The sequence below is a fragment of the Kitasatospora sp. NPDC004531 genome, assembly GCF_053602195.1.
This window is the reverse complement of sequence record NZ_JBSGDD010000029.1, coordinates 46,026-71,893: the sequence shown is the minus strand read 5'-3', so window position 1 is coordinate 71,893 and position 25,868 is coordinate 46,026. Positions and strand designations below refer to the sequence as shown.

At 72.6% G+C, this 25,868-nt stretch carries 23 protein-coding genes; 12 read left to right on the top strand and 11 right to left on the bottom strand.

Annotated features, from left to right (window positions below; all coding sequences use genetic code 11):
- Window positions 1-242: 242 nt before the first annotated feature.
- Window positions 243-812: a DNA-3-methyladenine glycosylase I gene (locus ACWEMJ_RS15020; protein ID WP_452137455.1), complete on the bottom strand. Its 570-nt coding sequence runs from the start codon at window positions 810-812 to the stop codon at window positions 243-245.
- Window positions 809-1,252: a DivIVA domain-containing protein gene (locus tag ACWEMJ_RS15015; protein WP_452137454.1), complete on the bottom strand. Its 444-nt coding sequence runs from the start codon at window positions 1,250-1,252 to the stop codon at window positions 809-811. The genes ACWEMJ_RS15020 and ACWEMJ_RS15015 overlap by 4 nt, the downstream gene beginning before the upstream one ends.
- A 189-nt stretch (window positions 1,253-1,441) precedes the next feature.
- Between ACWEMJ_RS15015 and folP the strand changes: the two genes are divergently transcribed.
- Window positions 1,442-2,254 carry a dihydropteroate synthase gene (gene folP, locus ACWEMJ_RS15010; RefSeq protein ID WP_452137456.1) on the top strand — a complete coding sequence of 271 codons (813 nt, stop codon included), beginning with the start codon at window positions 1,442-1,444 and terminating at the stop codon, window positions 2,252-2,254.
- Between the two features lie 93 nt (window positions 2,255-2,347).
- Here the strand turns inward: folP and ACWEMJ_RS15005 are convergent, their stop codons facing one another.
- Together ACWEMJ_RS15005 and dapE are read right to left on the bottom strand one after the other, a co-directional pair.
- Complete coding sequence (locus tag ACWEMJ_RS15005; protein ID WP_452137453.1) at window positions 2,348-3,130, bottom strand: LOG family protein; 783 nt, start codon at window positions 3,128-3,130, stop codon at window positions 2,348-2,350.
- A gap of 81 nt (window positions 3,131-3,211) precedes the next feature.
- Complete coding sequence (gene dapE, locus ACWEMJ_RS15000) at window positions 3,212-4,285, bottom strand: succinyl-diaminopimelate desuccinylase (protein WP_452137452.1); 1,074 nt, start codon at window positions 4,283-4,285, stop codon at window positions 3,212-3,214.
- 160 nt (window positions 4,286-4,445) lie between these two features.
- Between dapE and ACWEMJ_RS14995 the strand changes: the two genes are divergently transcribed.
- Window positions 4,446-5,399, top strand: coding sequence for a hypothetical protein (locus tag ACWEMJ_RS14995; RefSeq protein WP_452137451.1), 954 nt, complete (start codon window positions 4,446-4,448; stop codon window positions 5,397-5,399).
- A 352-nt stretch (window positions 5,400-5,751) separates the two neighbouring features.
- Window positions 5,752-6,489 (top strand): hypothetical protein, encoded by a 738-nt coding sequence (locus tag ACWEMJ_RS14990; RefSeq protein WP_452137450.1) that lies wholly within the window; start codon window positions 5,752-5,754, stop codon window positions 6,487-6,489.
- 66 nt (window positions 6,490-6,555) lie between these two features.
- Here ACWEMJ_RS14990 and dapC read toward each other — a convergent pair whose 3' ends face one another.
- Window positions 6,556-7,701 carry a succinyldiaminopimelate transaminase gene (dapC, locus tag ACWEMJ_RS14985; RefSeq protein WP_452137449.1) on the bottom strand — a complete coding sequence of 382 codons (1,146 nt, stop codon included), beginning with the start codon at window positions 7,699-7,701 and terminating at the stop codon, window positions 6,556-6,558.
- A 19-nt stretch (window positions 7,702-7,720) separates the two neighbouring features.
- Window positions 7,721-8,047 carry a ferredoxin gene (fdxA, locus tag ACWEMJ_RS14980; protein ID WP_030287402.1) on the bottom strand — a complete coding sequence of 109 codons (327 nt, stop codon included), beginning with the start codon at window positions 8,045-8,047 and terminating at the stop codon, window positions 7,721-7,723.
- Between the two features lie 127 nt (window positions 8,048-8,174).
- Here fdxA and ACWEMJ_RS14975 point away from each other — a divergent pair, with 127 nt between their 5' ends.
- Window positions 8,175-9,182, top strand: coding sequence for a GNAT family N-acetyltransferase (locus ACWEMJ_RS14975; protein ID WP_452137448.1), 1,008 nt, complete (start codon window positions 8,175-8,177; stop codon window positions 9,180-9,182).
- A gap of 50 nt (window positions 9,183-9,232) precedes the next feature.
- The gene (locus ACWEMJ_RS14970) at window positions 9,233-10,102 is read left to right on the top strand and encodes a transglutaminase family protein (protein WP_452137447.1); all 870 of its coding nucleotides are present in this window, start codon (window positions 9,233-9,235) and stop codon (window positions 10,100-10,102) included.
- Between the two features lie 179 nt (window positions 10,103-10,281).
- Here ACWEMJ_RS14970 and ACWEMJ_RS14965 read toward each other — a convergent pair whose 3' ends face one another.
- The 5 genes from ACWEMJ_RS14965 to ACWEMJ_RS14945 form a co-directional block, all read right to left on the bottom strand.
- A complete protein-coding gene (locus ACWEMJ_RS14965) occupies window positions 10,282-10,899 on the bottom strand; it encodes a response regulator (RefSeq protein WP_452137446.1) in 618 nt (205 codons plus the stop codon).
- A 10-nt stretch (window positions 10,900-10,909) separates the two neighbouring features.
- The gene (locus ACWEMJ_RS14960; protein WP_452137445.1) at window positions 10,910-12,142 is read right to left on the bottom strand and encodes a sensor histidine kinase; all 1,233 of its coding nucleotides are present in this window, start codon (window positions 12,140-12,142) and stop codon (window positions 10,910-10,912) included.
- A gap of 8 nt (window positions 12,143-12,150) precedes the next feature.
- Window positions 12,151-12,873: an ABC transporter permease gene (locus tag ACWEMJ_RS14955; RefSeq protein ID WP_452137444.1), complete on the bottom strand. Its 723-nt coding sequence runs from the start codon at window positions 12,871-12,873 to the stop codon at window positions 12,151-12,153.
- On the bottom strand, window positions 12,870-13,826 hold the full coding sequence (locus ACWEMJ_RS14950) for an ABC transporter ATP-binding protein (RefSeq protein WP_452137443.1): 957 nt from the start codon (window positions 13,824-13,826) through the stop codon (window positions 12,870-12,872). The genes ACWEMJ_RS14955 and ACWEMJ_RS14950 overlap by 4 nt, the downstream gene beginning before the upstream one ends.
- Window positions 13,827-13,947: 121 nt before the next feature.
- On the bottom strand, window positions 13,948-16,065 hold the full coding sequence (locus ACWEMJ_RS14945) for an alpha/beta fold hydrolase (protein ID WP_452137442.1): 2,118 nt from the start codon (window positions 16,063-16,065) through the stop codon (window positions 13,948-13,950).
- Window positions 16,066-16,310: 245 nt separating this feature from the next.
- Between ACWEMJ_RS14945 and ACWEMJ_RS14940 the strand changes: the two genes are divergently transcribed.
- From ACWEMJ_RS14940 to ACWEMJ_RS14910, 7 genes are all read left to right on the top strand, one after another.
- A complete protein-coding gene (locus ACWEMJ_RS14940) occupies window positions 16,311-16,505 on the top strand; it encodes a DUF2304 family protein (RefSeq protein ID WP_073810997.1) in 195 nt (64 codons plus the stop codon).
- A 67-nt stretch (window positions 16,506-16,572) separates the two neighbouring features.
- Complete coding sequence (gene mshB, locus ACWEMJ_RS14935) at window positions 16,573-17,460, top strand: N-acetyl-1-D-myo-inositol-2-amino-2-deoxy-alpha-D-glucopyranoside deacetylase (RefSeq protein ID WP_452137441.1); 888 nt, start codon at window positions 16,573-16,575, stop codon at window positions 17,458-17,460.
- Complete coding sequence (locus ACWEMJ_RS14930) at window positions 17,457-17,912, top strand: DUF6113 family protein (protein WP_452137440.1); 456 nt, start codon at window positions 17,457-17,459, stop codon at window positions 17,910-17,912. The genes mshB and ACWEMJ_RS14930 overlap by 4 nt, the downstream gene beginning before the upstream one ends.
- A 297-nt stretch (window positions 17,913-18,209) precedes the next feature.
- The gene (locus ACWEMJ_RS14925) at window positions 18,210-20,513 is read left to right on the top strand and encodes a peptidoglycan binding domain-containing protein (RefSeq protein WP_452137439.1); all 2,304 of its coding nucleotides are present in this window, start codon (window positions 18,210-18,212) and stop codon (window positions 20,511-20,513) included.
- Window positions 20,514-20,706: 193 nt separating this feature from the next.
- Window positions 20,707-22,431: an ABC transporter family substrate-binding protein gene (locus tag ACWEMJ_RS14920; protein WP_452137438.1), complete on the top strand. Its 1,725-nt coding sequence runs from the start codon at window positions 20,707-20,709 to the stop codon at window positions 22,429-22,431.
- A gap of 494 nt (window positions 22,432-22,925) precedes the next feature.
- A complete protein-coding gene (locus tag ACWEMJ_RS14915; RefSeq protein ID WP_452137437.1) occupies window positions 22,926-23,963 on the top strand; it encodes an ABC transporter permease in 1,038 nt (345 codons plus the stop codon).
- A 92-nt stretch (window positions 23,964-24,055) separates the two neighbouring features.
- Window positions 24,056-25,798, top strand: a complete 1,743-nt coding sequence (locus tag ACWEMJ_RS14910) for an ABC transporter substrate-binding protein (RefSeq protein WP_452137436.1) — start codon at window positions 24,056-24,058, stop codon at window positions 25,796-25,798.
- The last annotated feature ends 70 nt before the right edge of the window (window positions 25,799-25,868 follow it).

Here is a 25,868-nt window from a genome sequence, read left to right as displayed (position 1 = left end):
CGTACCGCTCACCCGCCCCACCCCCCCGGGCGCGCCGTGGTGGGGGCGCGAGGAACTGCGCGAAGCGGGAGGGCACGGGCGGCGAGGTCCGCGGATGGCGAGGAGTGGACACCCGGCGGCACACAGACCAGACACGACGAGGCGCAGCCCCCTTCACCCCGCCCCGCCCCCGTCGGAGGGCACGGCCGGCGAGGTCCGCGGATGGTGGGAGGTGGCTGCGCGGGCGGGTCGCCACCAGCCGGTCAGCGGGCGTGGCAGTCGGCCAGGTGGTCGTTCACCAGGCCGCAGGCCTGCATCAGGGCGTAGGCCGTGGTCGGGCCCACGAAGCGGAAGCCGTTCTTCTTCAACTCCCGTGCCAGCGCCGTCGATTCCGGCGTGACCGCCGGCACCTCGGCCAGGGTCCTGGGCGCCGGGCGGGTCGGGTCGCCGGTGTGGCTCCAGATCAGCGCGTCCAGTTGGCCGTCGCCGAGTTCGCGGGCGGCCTTCGCGTTGGCGATGGTGGCGAGGATCTTGGCGCGGTTGCGGATGATTCCGGTGTCGGCCATGAGCCGTTCCACGTCGGCGTCGCCGAACTCCGCGACCTGCTCGATCGAGAAGTTCCGGAACGCGGTCCGGAAGCCTTCGCGGCGGCGCAGGATGGTGATCCAGGACAGCCCGGACTGGAACGCCTCCAGCGAGACGCGTTCGAACAGGGCCTGGTCGCCGTGGACCGGCCGGCCCCACTCGGTGTCGTGGTAGAGCCGGTAGTCGTCGGACGAGTCGCCCCACCCGCACCGGCGCAGCCCGTCCGCGCCGAGGACCGCCCCGGTCACGGCCGGTCGCTCTTCTCGGAATCCGCGTCCGACGAGTCCTCCGACGAGCCCTCCGGCGAGCCCTCGACGGCGGGCTTCTTCTCCAGCACCGCCGTGAACGACTCCAGCCCCGGCAGCGGATCGCCGCCGACGGAGCCGCTCGCCTCGACCGAGCCGCGCACCGCGCCGACCGCCTCCAGTTCGGCGATCTTCGCGTCCCGGAGGGCGAGTTCCGCGCCGAGCCGGTCGAGGACGTCGTCGACCTCGTCCATCCGGTAGCCGCGCAGCGCCATCGGGAGGCGGAGTTCGTCGACGTCGTTGCGGCTGAGCGGGCGGTCCTGCGGGAAGCGGGCGGTGAGGCGGTCGTGCTCCGCCTCGGGGAGGGATCCGCCGCCGCCCAGTGCCACCAGTGCGGCACCGCCGACGACCACGGCCATCGCAACCACGATCACCCAGAACACGAGCTGTCCTCCGTCAGTTCCCGGCAGTTCCCGGCAGTTCCCGTCGGCTTCGGCCCTCTGGCGGGATCAGGTGGGATCATGGTCCCGTACAGGCCGGGGCCCATCATTGCACCCGGGAGCGCTGAGGAGGAGACAACGGTGGCACTACGCCTCGGCACGCGGGAGTTCGGCCCGGACGAGCTGGTCGTGATGGCGATCGTCAACCGCACCCCGGACTCGTTCTTCGACCGCGGCGCGACCTTCGCCGACCAGGCGGCCTTCGCGGCGGCGGACCGGGCGGTGGCGGAGGGCGCGGCGATCCTGGACATCGGCGGGGTGAAGGCCGGCCCGGGCGAAGAGGTCACCGTCGAGGAGGAGTTGCGCCGCACGGTGCCGTTCGTCGCGGAGCTGCGCAAGCGGCACCCGGACGCGGTGATCAGCGTGGACACCTGGCGGCACGAGGTCGGCGAGGCGGTCTGCGAGGTGGGCGCGGACCTGCTGAACGACGCCTGGGGCGGCTTCGATCCGAAGCTGGCGGAGGTCGCGGCGCGCTACGGCGCGGGCCTGGTGTGCACGCACGCCGGCGGCGCGGAGCCGCGGACGCGTCCGCACCGGGTGGGGTACGAGGACGTGATGGCGGACATCCTGGCGGTGACCGTGGGGCTGGCCGAGCGGGCGCTCGAACTGGGCGTGCGCCGCGACGGGTTGATCATCGACCCGGGCCACGACTTCGGGAAGAACACCCGGCACTCGCTGGAGGCGACCCGCCGGCTGCCGGAGATGACGGCGACCGGGTTCCCGGTGCTGGTGTCGCTGTCGAACAAGGACTTCGTCGGCGAGACGCTCGACAAGCCGGTGGACGAGCGCCTGCTCGGCACCCTGGCCACCACCGCCGTCTCGGCCTGGCTGGGCGCGCAGGTCTACCGGGTGCACCAGGTCGCGGAGACCCGGCAGGTGCTGGACATGGTGGCGTCGATCCGCGGCACCCGTCCCCCGGCGGTCGCCCGCCGGGGGCTGGCCTGACCACAACGCCCGACCACAGCGCCTGACCACAACGCCCGACCGCAGCACCCGATCGCAGCGCCCACCCCGGAGCCCACCCCGGAGCAGGGCCGGTCAGGCCTCGGTCCCCTGCGGCTTGCGGGCCGCTTCCAGCACCTTCAGCACGTCCGCGACGTCGTCGGTGACGTGGAACAGGTCGACGTCCTGCGGGCTGGCCTTGCCCTGGGCGATCAGGGTGTTCTTCAGCCACTCCACCAGCCCGCCCCAGTAGGCGCTGCCGAAGAGGATCACCGGGAAGCGGGTGACCTTCCTGGTCTGCACGAGGGTGAGCGCCTCGAACAGCTCGTCCAGCGTGCCGAGCCCGCCGGGGAGCACCACGAAGCCCTGCGAGTACTTCACGAACATCGTCTTGCGGACGAAGAAGTAGCGGAAGTTCAGGCCCAGGTCGACGTACTCGTTCAGGCCCTGCTCGAAGGGGAGCTCGATGCCGAGGCCGACGCTCAGGCCGCCGGCCTCGGTGGCGCCCTTGTTGGCGGCCTCCATCGCGCCGGGGCCGCCGCCGGTGATCACCGCGTAGCCGGCCTCGGCGAGGGCCCGGCCGATCTCCACGCCGGACTGGTACTCGGGCGAGCCGACCGCCGTCCGGGCGGAGCCGAACACGCTGATCGCGGTGGGGAGTTTGGCGAGCGCGCCGAAGCCTTCGACGAACTCCGAGGTGATCCGCAGCACCCGCCACGGGTCGGTGTGCAACCAGTCGGTGGGCCCGGTGGTGTCCAGCAGCCGCTGGTCCGTCGTCTCCGTCTCGACCTGGTCCCGCCGGAGCAGCACCGGGCCCTTGCGCTTCTCGGGCCACGGCTTCCTGGTCCGGCGGACGTGTCCATCTCCGTTGGCTGTCATGACGAAACCCTACGCCTGACAAGGCAACTTTCCGGGGAACAACGGAAAACGGCTGCTCGACCTCCAAAGGCCGTGGCCGCGTTACGCGGTGAGCCAGGCGCGCAGTCGCTCCTCGACCTCGGCGATCGCGCTGAGCGAGCAGTGCTCCTCGCGCTTGTGGGCCAGATTCGGGTCGCCGGGGCCGTAGTTGACGGCGGGGACGCCGTGCGCGGAGAACCGGGCGACGTCGGTCCAGCCGAACTTGGCGCGCGGCTCGCCGCCGACGGCGGCCAGGAAGTCCCGGGCGGCGGGCTGGGAGAGGCCGGGCAGCGCGGCGGGCGAGGCGTCCGCGATGTCGAGCTGGAAGCCCTCGAACACCTCCCGCAGGTGGGCCTCGGCCTGCTCCAGGCTGCGGTCGGGGGCGAACCGGAAGGCGAGGTGGATGCGGCACTCGTCGGGGATGACGTTGCCGGCGACGCCGCCGTCGATCCGGGTGGCGTTCAGGCCCTCGCGGTACTCCAGGCCGTCGATGAGGACCCGTCGGGGCGTGTAGTCGACCAGCCGGCGCAGCACTTCGGCGGCCTTGTGGATGGCGTTGTCGCCGAGCCAGCTGCGGGCGGCGTGCGCGCGGACGCCGGTGAGGGTGATGTCGGCGCGCAGGCTGCCCTGGCAGCCGCCCTCGACGACGGCGCCGCTGGGCTCCATCAGGACGGCGAAGTCGCCGGCCAGCCAGTCGGGGTGGGCGGCGAAGAGGTGGCCGAGGCCGTTGCGGTCGGCCTCCACCTCCTCGTTGTCGTAGAAGACGTAGGTGACGTCGTGGTTGGGCTCCACCACCGTTGCGGCGAGCCGGAGTTGGACGGCGACGCCGGACTTCATGTCGGAGGTTCCGCAGCCGTAGAGCAGGTCGCCCTCGACGTGCGAGGGCACGTTGTCGGCGATCGGCACGGTGTCCAGGTGGCCGGCGAGCACCACCCGCTGGGCCCGGCCGAGGTGGGTGCGGGCGACCACGTTGTTGCCGAACCGGTCGACGGTGAGGTGCGGGTAGGCCCGGAGCGCGGCCTCGACCGCGTCGGCGAGGGCGGTCTCCTCGCCGCTGACGGACGGGAAGTCGACGAGGCGGGCGGTCAGCGTGCCGCCGTCGAGGGTCAGGTCGAGGGGCTCGTTCGGGCTGCTCATGGCGGCAACCCTACCGAGCGGCCGAACGGCCCGGCGTCGGGCTCGCAACCGCACGGACCCGTACGGCCGTCCGAGCGGTTACGGTGTCCGCGGGCGGCGCGGGCCCGAACGGGGCCGCTGCGACAGGACGAGGACCGCCGACGAGGGAGAGGGGCAGACCGTGGCCGCAGACGCCGAGTACGCGGGGGGTGGCGCGTCGGGGCGCCGTCGGCGGCCGTGGGTGCGGATCCTGGTGGGGCTGCTGGCACTGTCGGTGGTCGGCGGCCTGGTGGTGTGGCTGAACCGGGAGAAGATCAGCGTCCCGGACGAGGGCTGCAAGGTCGCCACGGCGGCAGGCTCCGGCAAGTTGGAGCTCGGCGCGGCGGCGAACGCGGCGACCATCACGGCGGTGGCGATGTCCCGCGGCCTGCCCGAGCGGGCGGTGACGATCGCGCTGGCGACCGCGATCCAGGAGTCCAAGCTGCGCAACCTGGAGGGCGGCGACCGGGACTCGGTGGGCCTGTTCCAGCAGCGTCCCTCGCAGGGCTGGGGCACCATCGAGCAGATCATGGACCCGGTGTACGCGACCAACAAGTTCCTGGACGCGCTGGTGAAGGTGAACGGCTACGCGCAGATGCCGCTGACCGACGCCGCCCAGCAGGTGCAGCGCAGCGGCTACCCGCAGGCGTACGCCAAGCACGAGAACAACGCGACGCTGCTGGCCACCGTGCTGATGGGCCGTGAGCCGGCGGCGCTGACCTGCGTGGTGCACGACCTGCCGGCGCCGGACTCGGCGGCCCCGCCGGTCTCCGGGGTCTCGGAGCGGGTGCGCCGGGAGTTCGGCAAGGCGGTGACGGTGGCGGGCGCGGAGGCGGCGCCCAAGGACCCGCGCGAGGTGCTGGCGCTCACCCCGCAGCCGACCGCGAGCACCGCGGGCGCGGGCGGCACCCAGCAGACCGGCTGGGCGCTGGCGCAGTGGTCGGTGGCGCGGGCGGCGGACCTGGGCATCGGGCAGGTCGCCTACGACGGCAAGGTGTGGCGGGTGGACCGGCCCACCGACGGCTGGAAGCCGCTGCCGGGCGCCCCCGCGGACCGGGTGCTGGTGACGCTGGGCGCACCGGCGAAGAAGAAGTGACGGCGCCGACGGTGCGTTGACGCACAGACGCGCGGGTGACGGCCCGACGGGTGATTCGTGTCAACTCCCGCTGACGGCAGGGCAGTCGGCGATCGGGCGACACGCCGGTCGGCCGCACCGGTGGCGGATTCCGGGCGCGGCAAGGGAAGTGACGTTTCGCCAGCACCCCCTTCGTGGACGATCCGCCCGGTTTGCCGGAAAGCGGATCGTCCGATCTTTGCGAACCCTTGACCTTGACCGGCCGAAACCTTCCCGGTGCTCTTGCGGTCATACACGTCGCCCGCGGGGCGAGCCGGACAGCCGTGCCGGCCGTCCGCCCGGCGGACCGTAGACCTCACCTCTTAGGAGCGCCATGTCCCTCCCCCTCACGCGCCGGATCGCCCAGGCCGCGCTGCTCGTCGCCGCCACCGCGGCGCCGCTCGCGGCCGCCGGTGCCGCCTCCGCCACCGAGGTGGTCCCGCAGACCGACCTGGGAGCCGGCGTGACCAAGCTGGCCGACGTCCCCAACTCGGGCGACACGGTGCAGGGGGCGAGCCACGAACTCGGCCAGATGGTCGGCACCACCGGCAGCGCGGCCCTCGCGGCGGGCGCCCCGGCCGCCGCCGACGCGGCCGGCAACACCGTCGCGCACGCCCTGCCCTCCACCGACGAGACGCTCGGCCACCTCGGCCCGGCAGCCAAGGCCGGCGAGCTGACCGGCGCGCTCGGCACGCTGTCCGACCGGGTCGTCCCCGCCGTCGGGCAGAAGGTCGGCCCGACCATCACCGACAAGGTCGTTCCGGCCGCCCAGAAGGCCACCGCCACCCCGGTCAGCACCGTCGCCAAGGGCCTGCCGGTGGACCGGCTGGCGCAGAGCCTGCCGGCCGCCGAGAAGCTCGGCCCCGTCCTCGGCGCCGCCAAGTCGCTGCCCGTCACCGGCGCCGTCACGAACGCGGTCACCGGCCTGGCCGAGCACGAGTCCGCCAACCGGCTGGGCTCGATGCCCGGGCTCGGCGGCGGCAGCAGCCCGCTCGGCGGCCTGACCGGCGCCCTCGGCCCGGTCGGCAGCCTGCTGGGCGGCGTCGGCGGCGGCGGCCTGCCGGTCGGCTGATCGCACCGCACACGCCGAAGGGGCGGAGCCGACCGGCTCCGCCCCTCCCGCACGCCTGCCGCGGCGTCAGCGCTTGAGCCGCTCCACGGCGGCGGCCACCCGCTCGTCGGTGGCGGTGAACGCCACCCGCACGAACCGGTCGCCCGCCGGGCCGTAGAAGTCGCCGGGCGCCACCAGGATGCCCAGCTCGGCCAGTTCGGCCACGGTCTCCCAGCACGGCCTGTCCTGGGTCGCCCACAGGTACAGGCTCGCCTCGGAGTGCTCGATCCGGAACCCGTACGCCTCCAGCGCCGCCCGCAGCGCACCGCGCCGCTGCGCGTACCGGACCCGCTGCTCGGCGACGTGCGCGTCGTCGGCCAGCGCCACCGCCGTGGCGGCCTGCACCGGCGCCGGCACGATCATGCCGCCGTGCTTGCGGATCTCCAGCAGCTCGCGGACCACCACCGCGTCACCGGCCACGAACGAGGCCCGGTACCCGGCGAGGTTGGAACGCTTGGAGAGCGAGTGGACGGCCAGCAGCCCCTCGTGGCTGCCGCCGCACACCGACGGGTGCAGCACCGACACCGGCTCGGCCTCCCAGCCGAGTTCGAGGTAGCACTCGTCGCTGACCAGCAGCACCCGGTGCTCCCGGGCCCACGCGACGGCGCGGCGCAGCTCGTCCGCGCCGAGCACCCGGCCGGTCGGGTTGGACGGCGAGTTCAGCCACAGCAGCCGGACCTTGGAGCCGTCCAGCTCGTCGAGGCTGCCGTAGGCGACCGGCTCGGCGCCGCAGAGCAGCGCGCCGACCTCGTAGGTGGGGTAGGCGAGCTTCGGGTAGGCGACCTGGTCGCCGGGGCCGAGGCCGAGCTGGCCGGGCAGCCAGGCCACCAGCTCCTTGGAGCCGACGGTCGGCAGCACCGCCTCGGGGCCGATCTCGGCGCCGACCCGGCGGTGCAGCCAGCCGGCGATCGACTCGCGCAGCGCGAGCGGGCCCCACACGGTCGGGTAGCCGGGCGTGTCGGTGTGCCCGGCCAGGGCCTGCTGGATCAGCTCCGGCACCGGGTCGACGGGGGTGCCGACGGAGAAGTCGCACAGCCCGTCCGGGTGGCTCTCGGCGGTGTGCTTGTACGGTTCGAGCTTGTCCCACGGGAAGACCGGCAGGCGGTCGGATACGCGGCGCGCCGCCCCCGGGTGGCCCGGGAACGGCGCGTGCGTGCTGTCGTTGGTGCTCACAGCGTGGATGCCACCTTGATCAGTGGTCGGCGTTCTGCGGGGGCAGGGCCGCGATGAACGGGTGGTCACGCTCGATCAGGCCGAGCTTGGAGGCGCCACCGGGCGAACCCAGGTCGTCGAAGAACTCGACGTTCGCCTTGTAGTAGTCCTTCCACTCCTCCGGAGTGTCGTCCTCGTAGAAGATCGCCTCGACCGGGCACACCGGCTCGCACGCACCGCAGTCCACGCACTCGTCCGGGTGGATGTAAAGGGAGCGCTGGCCCTCGTAGATGCAGTCGACGGGGCACTCCTCGATGCACGCCTTGTCCTTCACGTCGACACAAGGCTGCGCGATGACGTAGGTCACGCTGTCGTTCCTCCTCGGAAGGGCTGCCGCCCTACTGTTTACTCGGTCGCGCGGTGCGCGCGGCGTCGTCGATGCCCACCCCTAGTATCGCGGGTCGGGGGACGCAAATGCACAGGAGGTGCGGTTGATGGTCGGCGGAGTACCGCTGGAGGCCCGTCCGGAGGTCCGGATAGACGCGTCTGACGTGGGAAGACGCGTCTCGGTGCGGCGTGTTGACGGCGTGGCGGACGGACGGCCGGTGTTCCGCGATGTGATCGGCGTGCTCACTGCTTGGGACGACACCGGGTTGACGGTCGAATCCCGCCACGGCGTGTCGGCGCGTTTCGCCGCCGAGCTGCTGGTCGCCGGCAAGCCGGTGCCGCCCTTCCCGGCCCGGAACGCCGCGCTGCCGGACAGCACCCCGGCCGACCTCCAGCGCACCGCCGCCCGCGGCTGGCCCGCCGTCGAACAGCAGGCGCTCGGCGACTGGACGCTGCGCGCCTCGGCCGGCTTCACCAAGCGCGCCAACTCGGTGCAGGCGCTCGGCGACCCCGGCCTGCCGCTGGACGAGGCGCTCGACCTGGTCCGCGACTGGTACGCGGCGCGCGGCCTGCCCGCCCTGATCGAACTGACCGAGGGCCTCTCGCCGGCCGAACTCGACCGCCCGGCCGACCGGTTGGCCCCCACCGTGTTCCGCACCGCCCCGCTCGGCGCCCTGACCAGGGCGGCCGCCCCGGACAGCTGGCGGCACGTCCGGCTCTCCCGCACCGCCGACCGCCACTGGCTGGCGCTGTACCGCCGGGTGGCCGGCGACGACCCGGCCCTGGAGGCCGCCGCGCACGCCGTGCTGCACGGCGGCCCGTCCGTCTGGTTCGCCCACGTGCCCGGCCCGGACGGCGCGCCGCTCGCCATCGGCCGGATGACGGTGGACGGGGCCTGGGCCGGCATCGGTGCCGTCGAGGTCGTCCCCGCCGCCCGCCGCCGGGGCCTGGCCACCGCCGTGATGGCCGTGCTCGCCGCGCGCGCCGCCGAGGAGGGCGCCGCCGGCGCCTACCTCCAGGTCGAGGCCGACAACCCGGGAGCCCAGGCGCTCTACGACCGCCTCGGTTTCACGACCAGTCACACTTACCACTACGCCCGCCTCTCCCAGCGGTAGCGTGCACCACCTGAACCGCGCCACGACCCGCTGCTGAACCGAAGGCCGCAGTGACCGAGCAGAGCAGAACCCGCTTCCGAGCCGAGGCCCGGGCCGAACACCCCGACCCGGTCCTGCTGTGCCTGCTCGCCGCCGCCGAGCACACCCTCGGCGACCCCGGCGACAGCGCCGAACCGCCCGACCTGGACGCCGTCCTGGCCGCCTGCCGGACCGCCCTGGACCGGCACGCCGCCGCCATCCGCCAGGCCGTCGCCGAACGCCGTCCGCGCGGGCCGGAGGAGACCGCCGCCCTCCTCGCCGCGGTCCTCGGCGGCCGGGAGCGCTTCCACGGGCGCCAGTCCGACTACCGGCGGCTGGAGTCCTCCCTCCTCCCGGAGGTCCTGCGCCGCCGCCGCGGGCTGCCGATCATGCTCTCCCTGGTCTGGTCCGCGGTCGCCGCCCGGGCCGGCCTGACCGTCCACGGCATCGCCCTCCCCGGCCACTACATCGTCGCCGTCGGCGGCCCCGGCAGCGGCGACGACTACGTCCTCGCCGACCCCTTCCACGGCGGCCGCCTCCTCGACGTCCCCGACGTCGAACGCCTGGTCGCGGCGAGCGGCCACCGCTACTCCCCCGAACTCCTCACCCCCGCCCAGCCCCTCGACACCGTCCTGCGCGTCCTCGGCAACATCCGCCACTGGGCCGCCGAACGCCCCGAACACGCCCGCACCCAGCTCTGGGCCACCGAACTCGCCCTGCTCCTCCCCCGCCACCCCGCCCAACTCCGCCTCGAACGCGCCGAGTTGCTCGTCAAGACCGGCGATTTCCTGGGCGGCGCGGCGGAGATGGACGCCTACGCGGAGATCCTCGACGCCTTCGACCCGGACAGCGCGAGGCGCGTCCGCGCCGAGGCGAGAGCCTCGCGGCACCGGCTCAACTGACAAGCGCAGGCGGGCGCGAAACGCGGGAGGGCGCGAAACCAGGGGCGCGGGGAACTGCGCGACAAGCGCACATCACGTCCGCAAGGTCGCGATCAAGTGCAAGTCATTGTCCTGCGTCGCGATCTTCAGGACGTGGTGCGTTCCCCTTCGCGCAGTTCCCCGCGCCCCCGGTGGTCTCTCTACAGCCAGCCTTTCTCCCTCGCGACCCGGACCGCCTCCGCGCGGTTCCTCGCGCCCGTCTTCTGGATGGCCATCGACAGGTAGTTCCGCACCGTCCCCTCGGAGAGGTGCAGCCGGCCCGCGATGTCCGCGTTGACGGAGCCGTCCGCGGCCGCCGCCAGAACGTCGCGCTCGCGCGACGTGAGCGGGTTGGGCCCCTCCGCCAGCGCCGCCGCCGCGAGTTTCGGGTCGATGACCTTCTCGCCGCGCAGCACCCGCCGGATCGCGTCGGCGAGCTCCGCCGCCGGTGCGTCCTTGACCAGGAACGCGTCCGCGCCGGACTCCATCGCGCGGCGCAGGTAGCCGGGCCGGCCGAAGGTGGTGGCGATGACGACCTTGGTCCCGGGCCGAATCCGGCGGATCTCCGCGCAGGCGTCGATGCCGGTCATGCCGGGCATCTCGATGTCGAGCACCGCCACGTCGATCCGGGAGTCGACCACCGCCGCCGCGACCTCGTCCCCGCGGGAGACCTGCGCGACGACGTCCAGGTCGTCCTCCAGCGAGAGCAGCGCGGCGAGCGCCTCCCGCACCATGCTCTGGTCCTCGGCGAGGAGTACGCGTACCTGTCCGTCCGTCACGGGGCGCAGCCTATTGCCCGGTGGGGCGGGGCCGCAGCGGGACGAGGGCGCGCAGGCGGAAGCCCTTGCCCCGGTCGGCGGGGCCGGCGTGGAGGCGGCCGCCGACCTGTTCGAGGCGTTCGCGCAGGCCGCAGAGGCCGTTGCCGGGCGGGGCCTTGCCGGGGCCGGGGCCGTTGTCGACGATTTCGAGGACGGCGTAGTGGCCGTCGTCCTCCCAGGTCTCGTCGAGGTGGACGGCGCAGCGGGTGGCGCCGACGCCGTGCCGGACGACGTTGGTGACGGCTTCGCGCAGGGCCCAGGCGAGGGCGCCGGCTTCTTCGGTGCCGAGGTCGGGGCGTTCGTCGGTGAGTCGGGGGTCGGCGTCGAGTTCGATCCGGCTGGCGGCCAACGCCGTTCGGGCGGCGGCGAGTTCGACGGGGAGGGTGGGTCGGCGGAAGCCGCTGACGGCTTCCCGGACGTCGGTGAGCGACTGCCGGGCGACCTGTTCGATGTCGGCGACCTGGGCGCGGGCCTCGGCGGCCTTCTCGGCGTCCATGAAGCGGCCGGCGAGTTCGCTCTTGATGGCGATCAGGGAGAGCGAGTGTCCGAGCAGGTCGTGCAGGTCGCGGGCGAGGCGCAGCCGTTCCTCGGAGGCGGCGAGGTGGGCGACGGCGGTGCGGGCCTCGCGCAGTTCGCGCATGGTGGCGACGAGGCGCTGCATGCCGTACATGGCGAAGCCGGCCAGCAGGCAGGGCAGTCCGATCCCGACCAGGGTGCTGTGTTCGGCGCCGGTGGTGAGGCCGATCAGGGCGAAGACGCCGGTGGTGGCGGTGACGCCGACGAGGGCGGCGCGGCCGGGCAGGACGATGGCGGTGCAGACCGAGGTGTAGGTGAACAGGGTCAGCCAGGCTTCGCCGAGGCCGATGGAGGTGCCGACGGCGATGACGGCGAGCAGCGCGAACGGCACGTACTGCCGGGAGCGGGCGATCCGCCGGCTGTTGCGGATGACGACCAGCGACAGGTAGGCGGCCAGGAAGACCACCAGCAGCACGGCTCCGGTCACGGTGGCGGCGGTGCCGTGCTGCCCGGTGGCCAGGTCCTGGACGGGGTAGAGCAGGTAGAACGCCCAGACAGACGTCCACATCAGCTTGACGAGCAGTTGGCGGCGGGTGTCGACGGGCGCGCCGGGGTAGGTCGTCCAGCGGCCGTCCGGCCCGTCCTCCCCGTGCTGGTCGGGGCGGCGGGCCGGGCCGGTGCTCTGCATGCGGGCCATCATGCCTGCTGGGCGTCCTTGCGGTACAGGACGGCCGCGGCGGCGGTGAACAGGGCCAGGAAGGCCGCGAGGGCGGCGATCGCGGAGCCGGCGACGCCCTCGCCGTGGATGAACGAGGCCAGCTGGTTGTAGTCGTAGACGGGGTTGAACCGGGCGTAGGTCCGCAGCGAGTCGGAGACCGGGAACCAGGTGCCGCCGAACAGCGCCATCAGCATGTAGACGATCATCACCACGGGCTGGACGGCGTCCGGCTGGGCGGCGTAGCCGAGGGCGACGCCGAGCGCGGCGAACACGAAGCTGCCGAGCCACAGGGCGGCGGCCAGGCCGAGCCACTGGACGGCGGTGAGGTCGACGCCCTCGACCGCGCCGATCGCGAAGACCACGGCGATGGCGGGCAGGGTGGTGACGGCGCAGGAGGCGATCTTGCCGAGCGTGTAGGCCCGGCCGGGCAGTGCGGTGAGCCGCAGTTGGCGGGTCCAGCCGCTCTTGCGTTCCAGCGAGATCCGCTGCGCGGATCCGGTGAGGACGGCGCCGACCGCGCCGAAGGTGGCCATCGAGACCATGAAGTACGACTTGACGGAGACGCCGCCGGCCACCGTGCCGCCGCTGCCATAGGCGCTGATGAAGAACACGTACAGCAGGGCGGGGTAGAGGATGGTGAACATCAGGTACCGCTTGTTGCGCAGGGTGCGCAGGATCTCCAGCCGGATCAGGGTGGTCATCGCGCGTTCGCCTCTTCCTCGGTGCGGTCGTGCTCTCCGGTGATGGTCAGGAAGGCCTGCTCCAGGCCGAGGCCGGTGACTTCCAGCGCGCGCGGGTACAGGCCTGCCCGGTAGAGCGCGGCGACGCCCGCGTCGGCGTCGGTGGAGCGGATCCGGACGGTGTGCACGCCGTCGGCGCGGGTGCCGAGGTCGAGTCCGACGGTGCCGGGCAGGGCGCGCAGCAGGGCTTCGTCGGGGGCGCCGCCGTCGGCGGGGTGCAGTTCGAAGCCGATCCGCCGGGCCCCGGCCTTGGCCTTGATCTCGGCGGAGGTGCCGTCGGCGATCAGCCGGCCCTTGTGCAGGACGAGGACCCGGTCGGCGACGGAGTCGGCCTCTTCCAGGTAGTGGGTGGCGAACAGCACGGTGCGGCCGGCGTCGGCCTGGGCGCGCATCGCGGCCCAGAACTGCCGGCGGACGGAGACGTCCATGCCGGTGGTGGGCTCGTCCAGCACGATCAGGTCGTTGGCGCCGGCCACCGCGAGGGCGAACCGGACGCGCTGTTCCTGGCCGCCGGAGAGCCGGTCGACGCGGCGGTCGGCGAGCTCGGTGATGCCGGCGGTGGCCAGTACCTCCTCGGGCGGGTGGCCCTTGGGGTGCACCCGGCAGGCGAGGGTGACCAGTTCGCGGACCTTGACGTCGCTCATCAGGCCGCCGCTCTGCAGCATCGCGCCGACCCGGCCGGCGGTGATCGCCTCGCGCGGGGTGCCGCCGAACAGTTCGACGGTGCCGCTGTCGGGTTCGCGCAGGCCGAGCAGCAGGTCCAGGCTGCTGGACTTGCCCGCGCCGTTCGGGCCGAGCAGCGCGACGGTCTCGCCCGGCCGCAGGACCAGGTCGAGTCCGTCCACCGCCTTCACCCGGCCGTAGCTCCTGCTGACGTTCCGGAAGGCCGCGACCTCCCCCGTTCCCGTGCGCATGTGTCTCTCAGTCCCTTCGGAGCCGTGTCTCTTCGACTCCTCAAGACTCCTCGGAACGGGGGTGTCGGCGGCAGTGTGCACCGTCGTGACGTCCGCATGACGGATGTCACGGGTGCGGCCGTTACGCCATGCCCAGGGCGTCCTTCAGGAACCGCACCTGGAGCAGCAGCAGGTTCTCGGCGACGTCCTCCTGCGGGGTCATGTGGGTGACCCCGGACAGCGGCAGCACGGTGTGCGGGCGGCCGGCGGCGAGCAGCGCGGTGGACAGCCGCAGGCTGTGCGCGACCACCACGTTGTCGTCGGCGAGGCCGTGCACGATCATCAGCGGCCGGCGCAGCGAAGGCGCCAGCGCCACCACCGAGTTGGCCGCATACACCTCGGGTTCCTCGGCCGGGTCGCCGTAGTAGCGCTCGTTGTAGTGGGTGTCGTAGAGCTCGTGGTCGGTGACGGGCGCGCCGGCCACCGCGGCGTGGAAGACGTCGGGTTCGCGGAGCACGGCGGCGGCGGCCAGGTAGCCGCCGTAGGACCAGCCCCGGATGGCGACCCGGCCGAGGTCGAGCGGGAACTCCTCGGCGAGCGCGTGCAGCGCGTCGACCTGGTCGGCGACGGTGATCTCGGCGGTGCGCCGGTTGATGGACTTCTCCCAGGCGGGGCTGTGCCCGGGGGTGCCGCGCCCGTCGGCGACGATGACGGCGAAGCCCTGGTCGGCGAACCACTGCGAGGTCAGGTGCGGGTTGTGCGCCTGCACCACGCGCTGTCCGTGCGGGCCGCCGTAGGGGTCCATCAGCACCGGCAGCTGCCCGTCCACGTCGGGGTCGTAGCCGGTGGGCAGCAGTACCGCACAGGGGATCCGCCGCTCGCCGGCGAACCGGAACACCGGGCGGGCGGTGAGCAGCGGGGTGTCCGCGTGCGAGGCGATCAGCAGCGGCTCGGCGCCGTCGCGCAGCACCCGGGCGGTGCTGCCGGGCCGGTGCGGGTCGGCGGTGACGAGCACGGTGGTGCCGCCGCCGCACACCGCGCCGAGCGCGCCGTCGCCGAGCTCCCGCACGCCGTCCGGGCCGTGGGTGAAGACGCCGAGCCAGCCGGGCGGGCGGCGCTCGAACTCGGCGGCGCCGCAGGAGGCGGAGAACAGCACCTGCTCGCCGTCGAGTCCGAGCACCGAGCGGACGTGCAGCTCGGCGTCGGTGACGGCCCGGTCGCCGACCACCAGGACCCGGGCGCCGTCCTGGTCGGCGATCCGCACGAGCTGCCCGTCGGCGCGCCGCACCGGGGCGCCGGTGAACAGCTCCAGCCAGTCCTGGTCCCGCTCGGTGACCAGCACGGTGGTGCCGCCGGTGGCCGGGTCGACCTCAAGGATCAGCTGTTCGCGCTGGTCACGGGCCTGCACCTGGATGATCGGCGGGCCGCCGGCCGACCAGTGCACCCGGGCCAGGTAGGGGTGGGCGGCGTGGTCCCAGCGGATCTCGGTGCGGGTGCCGTCGAGGCCGAGCAGCCAGAGTCCGACCTCGGCGTTGGGGGTGCCGGCGGCGGGGTAGGCGATCTCGACCGGCGGGCGGTCGGGGTTGGCGGGGTCGGCGATCCACCAGCGGCGCACCGGCGTGTCGTCGACCCGGGCGGCGAGCAGCGCGGTCCCGTCGGGGGCCCACCAGTGGCCGCGGTCGCGGCCCATCTCCTCCTGGGCGATGAACTCGGCCTGCCCCCAGCTGACGTTCGCGCCGTCGGGCCCGGCGAGCAGCCGGTCGCCGCTGCCGTCGAGGGCGGTCACCCGCAGCTCGCCGCTCGGGCCGGCGTACGCCACGTGACGGCCGTCGGGGCTCGGGCGCGGGTCCAGCAGCGGTGCGGCGGCGGGCAGTTCGCGGGCCTCGCCGGTCTGCGTGGCGACCGCGAACAGCCGGCCGGAGAGCGCGAAGACGGCGGTGCTCCCGGTGGCGTCCAGGGCGTAGTCGACGATTCCGGCGGAGGTCTCCCGGCTGCGTTCGCGGCGGGCCCGCTCGGCGGCGGAGAGCTCCTCGGCGCCGCCGGCGAGCAGCACCGCCGGGTCGGCGAGCACGGTCTCGGCGCCGGTCGCGACGTCCAGGCTCCACAGCAGGTTGGCGGGGGCCGCGACGCCCCGGGAGCGCAGGAACAGCACCCGGGCGCCGTCGGGGGTGACGGTGAACGACCGGGGTGCGCCGGTGGTGAACCGGTTGGTGCGCGCGTACTGCCGGGGGAAGGTGTCGTGCGGCTTCTCGGTGGTCATGCCGCAGACCCTAAGGCCTGCCCGGTCGGCCCCTCACTCGTACGGCGCAGCCCTGCCGAACCGTGAGGTACGGCCGTTCGGACCGCCCCTGACCGGGGGCGCTGTACCCGAACGAGGCCGCTGCGACACCCCCGAGGGGCTCACGGAACGTCACCTCGCGCTCACCGATCGGGTATCAGTTGACCATCGTTCCGCCCGCTGCCCCCGCCGAGGGGCGGCGCACCCGAGGAAGGGTGTGAGCCGTCATGGCTTTGTCCGTCTCCGTCGCTGTCCTGATGCTGTTCGTGGTCTGGCTGCTGGTCCGCCGGTCCGGTCTGAAACTCGGCCACGCCCTGGTGTGCACCCTGCTGGGCTTCTACCTGGCGTCCAGCTCGGTCGCGCCGTCGATCCAGGAGGTGACGGCCAACCTGGCCGGAATGATCAACAGCCTGCGGCTCTGACCGCCGTCCGCGTGCCGCCGCGGCCTGTCCGAGAGGTCGCTCCCGGGCAGGCCGTAAGCTGCCGGACATGACCTCCGTACCCCCGGCCGACGCGCGCGGGCTGCTGCTGGTGCACGCCCATCCCGACGACGAGTCGATCAACAACGGCTCCACCATGGCGCGGTACGCCGCCGAGGGCGTCCGGGTCACCCTGGTGACCTGCACCCTGGGCGAGGGCGGTGAGGTGATCCCGCCGGAGCTCGCGCACCTGGCGCAGGACCGGGACAACACCCTGGGCGCCCACCGGATCGGCGAACTCGCCGCCGCGATGCGCGAGCTGGGGGTCACCGACCACCGCTTCCTGGGCGGCGCGGGCCGCTACCGGGACTCCGGGATGATGGGCGTCGCGGACAACGACGACCCGTCCTGCTTCTGGCAGGCCGACGTGGACGAGGCCGCCGCCCACCTGGTCGCGGTGATCCGCGAGGTCCGCCCGCAGGTGCTGGTGACGTACGACGAGCAGGGCGGCTACGGCCACCCCGACCACATCCAGGCGCACCGGGTGGCGCTGCGCGGCTACGAGCTGGCCGCCGACGCGGCGTTCCGCCCCGAGCTCGGCGAGGCCTGGCAGATCGCCAAGGTCTACTACAACCGGGTGCCCCGCTCGGCGATCGAGGCCGGCCTGCGCCGCACCGCCGCCGAGGCCCCGTTCAAGGGCGTCGCGCCCGTCGAGCAGATCCCGGGCGTGGTGGACGACCGGGTGGTCACCACGGCGCTCGACAACGCGGCGTACGCCGGTGCGAAGGCCGCGGCGATGCGGGCGCACGCCACCCAGATCGTGGTGGACGGCGACCACTTCGCGCTCAGCAACGAGCTGGGGCAGCCGCTGCTGGCCACCGAGTACTACCAGCTGGTCCGCGGCGCGCTCGGCCCGGGCGGCCCGGAGAGCGACCTGTTCGCCGGGGTGGCCCGGTGAAGTTCCTCCACCCCCTCCTCGGCAGCCGCGAGGACCGCCTGTCCGAGCCGCTGCCCCCGCGCGGCGTGCGGATCGCCGTCTACACGGCGCTGTTCCTGCTGGGCGCGGCGGTCTCGGTGTGCGGAGCTTTCGTGCAGGCCCTGTGGGCCCCGCTGGGCGTGCTGCTGGCCCTGCTGGCCTGCCTGGGCCTGTTCTACGGCGGGCTGCGGGCCACCGGCACCAAGCTCGGCGCGGGCGTGCCGCTGGCGGGCTGGTTCGTGGTGCTGGCGGCGCTGCTGGCGCCCCGTCCGGAGGGCGACCTGGTGCTTTCCGCGACCGCGAGCGCCTACGCGTACCTGTTCGGCGGTTCGGTGCTGGGCGTGGTGTGCGCGACCCTGCCGACCCGCTCCGGGTTCCTGTTCGGCGCACCGGCCCCTCAGGCCCGACGGCCCGTCAAGGACGGCGGTCGGTAGCCCCAAACCAGGGGGATTCGGACCATTGGGATTCTCCGGTCGTCGGACGGGGCGGATTCGCAGTCGGTATGGTGGTGCCTCGGCGGGCCACCCCCACCGTCCGGCCCTCGCGGGCGGGGCGGTACCTTCGGCACCACTCGCGTGACGGGGCGTTGCCGCAGCCGACATGTGAACAGCTGATGTCCCCGGGGCCGTTCGGCCCGCCGCACGCCGCACGCCGCCGTACGGCGGCCCGACCCGCCCCATACGCAGCGGACGGCCCAGCCGGCCCGGCCGCGAACCCGGAGCAGAGCAGCATTGAGCAGCCGCGAATCTGACAACGCGCACCCGCAGCCCCGCCGCGGCGCACCCGACGCGTACCCGTCGGGCACCCCGCCGTACGGCACCGGCCTGCCCGGTGGGCTTCCGGACCCGGCCGCCGCCGCACGGACCGCCCCCGGCCCGCGCGCCGACGAGGCCGAGGTGCCGAAGACGGAGACCACGCTGACCACCCGGGTGCGGATCAACATCCCCGGTTCCCGGCCGATCCCGCCGGTCGTGGTGCAGAGCAAGGTCAAGGACGAGAAGCCCGCCGAGCCGGCCGGCCCGCGCCACCGCGGCGGGGGCGGCGACCCGGTGCTGGGCGTGATGGACGCCGGTGCGGGCCGCTCGCCCGCCACCCCGCCGAACCTGCCGCCGGAGTGGCAGGAGCCGGCCGCGCCGAAGGCCTCCGAGTCGGAGTCCACCGGCGAGTGGTTCAAGCCCCGCCAGAAGGGCCGTCAGGAGCCCGCCCCGACGCCCGCGCAGGCCGCCCCGGCGACTCCCGCCGCGCCCGCCGCCCCGATGGCGGGCGGCCCGGCCGGCGGCCCGCAGCAGGCCGCGCCGCGCCCGTCCGGCGCGCCCGCCTCGCCGTTCGCCCCGGCCGACCCGTACACCGCCGACGCGTACGCGGCCGAGCAGCAGGCCCAGTTGCAGGCCCAGCAGCAGGCGCACCAGCAGGCCCAGCACGCGCAGCACCAGGCCCAGCCGCAGGCGTACCAGCAGCCGCAGCCGCAGGCGTCGCTGCCCGGCCAGCAGCAGCCGGTGGCCGCTCAGGACCCGTTCGCGGGCGAGCCCCAGCAGCCCGCCCAGGGCCCCTTCGCGGAGCAGCAGCACGCCGCGCCGCAGCAGCCCCGGCCGCAGGGCGAGCAGTTCGACCCCCAGGGCGCCCCGCAGGCCCCACACGCCCAGGGCGCCCCGTTCCAGGCCGGCCGGGACCCGTTCGCGGCCGAGCCGCCCGCCGCCCGGGCCCCGGACGCGGAGCCGGAGGACACCCAGATCGGCGGCTTCGACCCGATCACCGGCGACGAGCAGCCTGCGGGCGGTGCGATAGCCGCTGACCCGCCGACCACCCAGCTGTTCCTGAACGCCCCGACGTCGCCGTCCCGTCCGACCCCGGCGCAGGGCCAGGGCCAGGGCCAGCCGGCGGCCGACCCGTTCGCCACCGGCGCCCCGGCCGGCGACCGCCCCCGTCCGGCGGGCGGCAACGGCGGCGGCCGGTTCGCCGACCTGCCCGAGGCGCAGCCGTTCCCGGGCGGCCCGCGCGCGGCGACGCCCAAGCGCGACGTGCCGAACCCGCCGCCGGTGGAGGAGGACGACGACGAGCCGACCCCGAAGGCCGCGAAGGCCGCCAAGGGCGGCGGCGGCCGGGTCAAGAAGCTGATGGTGACGGCTGTTGGCGGCGTGGTGTTCCTGGGCGCGGCGGCGTACGGCGCGGGCCTGATGATGAACCAGTCCGACATCCCCAAGGGCACCACGGTGCTGGGCACCGACATCGGCGGCGACTCCCGCGACCAGGCGGTGACGGCGCTGGACGGTTCGGTCGGCAAGGCCGGGCAGCAGCCGCTGCGGCTCAAGATCGGCGAGCAGTCGGTGACGCTGGATCCGGCCAGCGCCGGTCTGAGCTTCGACACCACGGCGACGGTGGACGCGCTGACCAAGCACAGCTACAACCCGGTCGACGTGTTCTCCTCGCTGACCGGCGGCGGCAAGGCCGTCGAGCCCCAGGTGCGGATCGACTCGGCGAAGCTGAAGGCGGCGCTGGACGATCTGGCCGCGAAGGCCGGGCAGGGCCTGCAGGAGGGCTACGTCCGGTTCACCGAGTCGGGCACCACCGAGGTGGTGCCGGGCAAGGCCGGGCAGGGGCTGGACTCCTCGTCGGCCGCCGGCAAGGTCGAGCAGGCCTACCGGGACCGGGCGGCCGGCAAGCCGGACGCCGAGGTGGCGCTGCCGCTGACCGACGCCCAGCCGAAGGTCGGCGAGGACGCCCTGAAGGCCGCGGCGGAGAGCATCGGCAAGCAGGTGCTGAACGGCAACATCACCATCAACGCGGGCGGCAAGCAGTTCAGCTTCGGCAGGAGCACCGCGGCGCGCGCCCTGGTGCTGGCCCCGGACGCGTCCGGCACCGTCGCCCTGAAGTGGAACCTGGACGCGCTGCAGACGGCCGTCGGCACCACCTTCGACAAGGTGAAGACCACCAAGAACGGCCAGTCCTCGCCGATCACCGCGCAGGACGTGGCGGACGCGATCGGCCAGACCATCGCCAAGTCGGGCCGGGACCGGGCGTACAAGTTCCCGGCCTGATCCGCCGTCAACACCCCCGCCGAAGCCGGGGCTCCGCCGTCGGAGCCCCGGCTTCGGCCTGCTGGCGGATCCTCGCCAGTGGCGTCCCAGAACGGGACGAACCGGGCGGCCGCGCGGGAGGTCGCGCCGCGTTACCAAGACTTGATCGACCGCTGGTCGACAAGTCGTCGTACCGGTACGCAAGATGTGCCGCGTGCCAAGACCCCCCGCTCCGAGACGTCGCCGCCTTCCCGCCCTGACCGCGTCGGCGGCGGCGCTGTCCCTCGCGCTGTGCTCCTGCGCCGCGGCGGGCGGCCCGGACGACGGAACGGCGGCGCCGGCCGGCGGGGACGCGCCGCGGATGACCCAGCAGTCGATGAACCCGAAGCCGCGCACCGCGCTGCGCCAGGGCGGCACCCTGAACTGGGCGATCGACCAGTTCTCCGGCCAGTGGAACCCGGTGCAGGCGGACGGTTCCGAGGTCTCCACCAACGACGTCGCCAAGGCGCTGCTGCCGACCTTCTGGCGCTCCGACGCGGGCGGCATGCAGTCCCCCAACCCTGCCTACCTGACCGATGTCCGCAGCGAGCTGCGCCAGGGGAAGCAGACCGTGGTGTGGACGCTCAACCCGAAGGCCCACTGGTCCGACGGCACCCCGATCACCTGGCGCGACCTGCAGGCCGAGTGGCAGGCGCTGAACGGCCAGGACCCGGCGTTCAGGACCGCCACCAGCAACGGCTTCGACCAGGTGGAGAGCGTGGTGCGCGGCCAGGACGACCACCAGGCCGTGATGACCTTCCGGGAGCCGTACTCGGAGTGGCAGGCGATGTTCAACAACGCCGGCAACGCCCCGCTGCTGCCGGCGAAGTACATCGCCACCCCGGAGCTGTTCAACACCTCCTTCAAGGGCCGCTTCCCGGTCACCGCCGGCCCGTTCAAGGTCGAGCGGATGGACCCGGCGGCGCGCACCGTCACCGTGGTCGCCGACCCGGACTGGTGGGGCGAGAAGCCGATGCTGGACCGGATCGTCTTCAAGGCGATCGACACCGGGAAGATGCCGCAGGCGTTCGCCGCGGGCGAGATCGACTACTACAACAACGGGCCCAACACCGAGGGCTACCGGATCATCAACTCCACCCCGGACGGCGAGGCCCGCCGGGCCGGCGGCCCGAACCTGCGGCACCTGGTGCTGAACGGCCGCAGCCCGCTGCTCGGCGACCCGAAGGTCCGCCAGGCGCTGATCATGGCGATCGACCGGGCCGAGATCACCCGCACCGACCTGGCCGGCCTGGACTGGCCGTACGTGCCGATGAACAACCACTTCCTGGTGCCGTCGCAGCACGGCTACCAGGACAACTCGAACGGCCTGAGCCGCTTCGACCCCGGCGCCGCACAGGCGTCCCTCGACTCGCTGGGCTGGAAGACCGGGCCCTCGGGCGTCCGCACCAAGGACGGCAAGGAGCTGGTGCTGCGGTTCGTGGCGCCGGCCGACAACAACCTGGCCGCCAACGAGAGCGCGCTGGTCACCCGGATGCTGGGACAGGTCGGGGTGAAGGTCACGGTGCAGACCGTGCCGGCCGGCGAGTTCTTCGACGGCTTCGTGTACAAGCACGACTTCGACCTGACCTCGTTCGCACTGATGGGCACCCCCTTCCCGGTCTCCAACTCGATCAGCACGTTCCAGCAGGACTCCGGCTCCAACTGGTCGCAGGTCGGCAGCAAGGCGCTCGACCGGGCGATGGCGGACGCCGCCAAGGCCGACACCGTGGACGACGAGACGGCGGCGCTCAACCGCGCCGACGCCGAGGCGTGGGAGGTGGCGGGTCTGGTTCCGCTGTACCAGCGGCCGGCCATTTACGGCGTCCGCAAGAACCTCGCGAACATCGGTGCGGCCGGTCTCGGCGATCTCGTCTACGAGAACATCGGGCTAGTCAAGTAACGCTGGAGTAACACCGCACGGCGAAGAGTCGCCAATGGCGGGAAATTGCCAGGCGGCCGGCGGCGAGCCTGCGGCTCGAATTGGGTGCCCCCTACCCATGAATTCGCTCCGGCATGCCCGAAAACGGAGGTGTCCGATTATCGGACACTCAATTGCCGAGCTCAATTCCGCCGAAGAGACTCAAAACGGACACCGGGTCTACGCGCGTCGTGCAGCGACCTCGATGAACTCGACGTCCTGATAGCGGACCTGACAGTCCATCGTTACGGACAGGTGAACGAACCTTGGTCGCGTTTGTCCGGTTTTGACCGTCTCGCTCGACCGCTGTCAAGAGTTCAGGAACTACAAAGTGGTTGACATTCCAGCACGAAGGAGGAAATGGGCGCTCGACAACTGAGGAACTCTTGACGTTCGATAAACGACTTGCAAGAGTCCATTCATCCAAGTTCTTACTCCTTGCTTCTGCACGGACCACGGTCGGGAGCTTTAGCACCATGACGACGCCTACTGGGGCCACGACGGGCGGGGACACCCCCGGGTCCACGTCGGACCCCGCGGACAACGCCTCGGCCGACGCGCCCACCGATTCCGGCTTCCGCGGCCTCTCTCCCGGGAAGCTCATGTGGCGCCGCTTCCTCCGCGACCGCACCGGCGTGGTGAGCGCCTGCGTCGTGCTGTTCTTCATCCTGGTGGCGATCCTCGCGCCGGTGATCGGGATGATCTACGGCAAGGACCCGCAGACCCACTACGGCCAGAACGACCCGACGCTGCTGACCGACTCCGGTCTTCCGGTGGCCCCCAACGGCGGCATGAGCGGCGACTTCTGGTTCGGTCTGGAGCCGGGTCTCGGCCGTGACGTGCTGATGCAGCTGGTCTACGGCATCCGCACCTCGCTGATCATCGCCGTCGCCACCTCGCTGCTGACCACCGTGATCGGTGTCGCGCTCGGCATCGCCGCCGGCTACCTCGGCGGGAAGATCGACTACTTCATCGGCCGCGTCATCGACGTCCTGATGTCGTTCCCGTCCCAGATCTTCCTGATCGCCACCATGCCGGTCGTCACCAGCCTGCTGGTCGCCTCCAACGAGAAGGTGCCGGAGTGGCTGCCGTTCGTGGCCGTCACCATCGTGCTGTCGCTGCTCGGCTGGATGGGTCTGGCCCGCATCCTGCGTGGTGTCTCGCTCTCGCTGCGTGAGCGCGAGTTCATCGAGGCCGCCAAGGTCACCGGCGCCTCGCCGGCACGGATCATCTTCAAGGAGATCCTGCCCAACCTCTGGACGCCGATCCTGGTGCAGTCCACCCTCGCGCTGCCGGCGTTCGTCACCGCCGAGGCGGGTCTGTCCTACCTCGGCGTGGGTGTCTCCGAGCCGACCCCGGACTGGGGCCGCATGATCGCCGACGCCGCGAACTACCTCCGGACCGACGTCACCTTCCTGCTCTTCCCGGGCCTGGCCATGGTGGTGTTCGTTCTGGCCTTCAACCTGCTGGGCGACTCCGTCCGGGACGCCTTCGACCCGAAGACCAACCGCTGAGCAGGCCCCAAGACACCGGGGGGATGGGAAAGCCAGGCCCCGGGCACACCCACGAAGATTTCCAACTCACCTAAACCCCAGGCAGGATGAAGATGAGCTCTCGCAAGACGCGGCTCGCGGCCGCCATTCTGGTGGCCGGGGCCCTGACCGTCACCACGGCGTGCTCCAGCGGCCACTCCAACGGCAGCGGCTCCACCGCTTCCAAGGACCCGGTGAAGGCCACCACGATCTCCGTCGGCACCGCCGAGGACTCGAAGGGTCCGGCCGCCGCCGAGCCCGGCGCGAAGAAGGGCGGCACGGTCAACATGATCGACCGCGACGACTTCTCGCACCTGGACCCGGCCCAGATCTACATGAACTACAACGCCGAGGTCTCGCTGCTCTTCACCCGTCAGCTGACGGGCTACAAGACCATGCCCGACGGTTCGCAGAAGCTGATCGGCGACCTGGCCACCGACGGCGGCAAGACCTGGAAGTTCACGCTGAAGGACGGCGTGAAGTGGCAGGACGGCTCCCCGATCACCTCGGCCGACATCAAGTACTCGATCGAGCGCACCTACGCGAAGTTCATCAAGTCCGGCCCGACCTACATCCAGACCTGGATCTCGGGCGACAAGTACCGCGAGGCGTACCAGGGTCCGTACGAGGGCCAGCACCTCGACGCGGTGCAGACCCCGGACGCCAAGACCGTGGTCATCACCTTCCAGGACGTCCACCCGGACGCCAACTTCACCCTGGCGATGACCGGTTACGGCATCGTGCCGCAGGCCCACGACACCAAGGAGGAGTACGACAAGAAGCCGTTCTCCTCGGGCCCGTACCAGATCGCCGAGCATGTCACCGACCGCTCGCTGGACCTGGAGCGCAACCCCAACTGGGACGCGAACACCGACCCGATCCGGAACGCCTACCCGGACAAGTGGCACATGACCTTCGGTGTCCAGGCGCAGCAGTCCACCGAGCGCTTCATGGCGGACAACGGCGAGGACAAGACCACCTTCTCGTTCCACAACACCGTGTACCCGGCCTACATCGACCAGGTCAAGGGCGACGAGAAGCTGAAGTCCCGCACGCTCGAGGGCCTGACCCCGTACGTGGACTACTACTACATCAACAACACCCGCATCAAGGACCAGAAGATCCGCGAGGCCCTGGTCCGGGCGTTCCCGCACCAGCAGACCCGCCAGCTGCAGGGTGGCTCCTCCTATGGCGACTACGCGACCTCGTACATGAGCCCGACCGTCCTGGGCTACGAGTCGTACGACGCCTTCGGCATCAAGAACAAGCCGGAGGGCGACCCGGAGGCCGCCAAGAAGATCCTGACCGACGCGAACGCGCTGAACACCACCATCACGTACGCGTTCAACAACACCCCGCTGCAGCAGAAGGTCACCGAGGCCATCCGCGACGCGCTGACCAAGGCCGGCTTCAACTTCATCCCGAAGCCGATCGACGCGAAGACCTACTACGACGTCATCGGCAAGGTCGACAACGAGTACGACCTGTACTGGGGCGGCTGGGGCGCCGACTGGCCGACCGGTTACACCTCGCTGCAGCCGGTCTGGGACGGCCGCGCCATCGCCGACAGCGCGTCCAACTACGCCCACGTGGACGACCCGGAGATCAACTCCGCGATCGACGCCGCCGCCAAGATCGCCGACCCGGTCGCGGCCGGCAAGGCCTGGGCCGCCATCGACAAGAAGCTCCAGGACAAGGCCTACTCGATCCCGGACGTGTACCAGCGCTCGCTGAGCCTGTACGGCTCCGGCCTCGGCGGTGTCAAGTTCGACAGCCTGGCCGGCCTGCAGTCCCCGCTCAACATCTACGTCAAGTAGTAGTCATCACCGAGCAGTAGCTCACGGTGGGGCGCCGGCATGATCTGCCGGTGCCCCTCCCCGATCAGGA

Bases quoted from the DNA above. Each gene is read 5' to 3' on its own strand.
- ACWEMJ_RS15005 (WP_452137453.1), bottom strand. From the start codon at position 3,130: ATGACAGCCAACGGAGATGGACACGTCCGCCGGACCAGGAAGCCGTGG.
- ACWEMJ_RS14960 (WP_452137445.1), bottom strand. From the start codon at position 12,142: ATGCAGAGCACCGGCCCGGCCCGCCGCCCCGACCAGCACGGGGAGGAC.
- mshB (WP_452137441.1), top strand. From the start codon at position 16,573: ATGACCTCCGTACCCCCGGCCGACGCGCGCGGGCTGCTGCTGGTGCAC.
- ACWEMJ_RS14955 (WP_452137444.1), bottom strand. From the start codon at position 12,873: ATGACCACCCTGATCCGGCTGGAGATCCTGCGCACCCTGCGCAACAAG.
- dapE (WP_452137452.1), bottom strand. From the start codon at position 4,285: ATGAGCAGCCCGAACGAGCCCCTCGACCTGACCCTCGACGGCGGCACG.
- ACWEMJ_RS14990 (WP_452137450.1), top strand. From the start codon at position 5,752: ATGTCCCTCCCCCTCACGCGCCGGATCGCCCAGGCCGCGCTGCTCGTC.
- ACWEMJ_RS14940 (WP_073810997.1), top strand. From the start codon at position 16,311: ATGGCTTTGTCCGTCTCCGTCGCTGTCCTGATGCTGTTCGTGGTCTGG.
- ACWEMJ_RS14945 (WP_452137442.1), bottom strand. From the start codon at position 16,065: ATGACCACCGAGAAGCCGCACGACACCTTCCCCCGGCAGTACGCGCGC.
- ACWEMJ_RS14910 (WP_452137436.1), top strand. From the start codon at position 24,056: ATGAGCTCTCGCAAGACGCGGCTCGCGGCCGCCATTCTGGTGGCCGGG.
- ACWEMJ_RS14975 (WP_452137448.1), top strand. From the start codon at position 8,175: ATGGTCGGCGGAGTACCGCTGGAGGCCCGTCCGGAGGTCCGGATAGAC.
- ACWEMJ_RS14950 (WP_452137443.1), bottom strand. From the start codon at position 13,826: ATGCGCACGGGAACGGGGGAGGTCGCGGCCTTCCGGAACGTCAGCAGG.
- ACWEMJ_RS14915 (WP_452137437.1), top strand. From the start codon at position 22,926: ATGACGACGCCTACTGGGGCCACGACGGGCGGGGACACCCCCGGGTCC.
- folP (WP_452137456.1), top strand. From the start codon at position 1,442: ATGGCGATCGTCAACCGCACCCCGGACTCGTTCTTCGACCGCGGCGCG.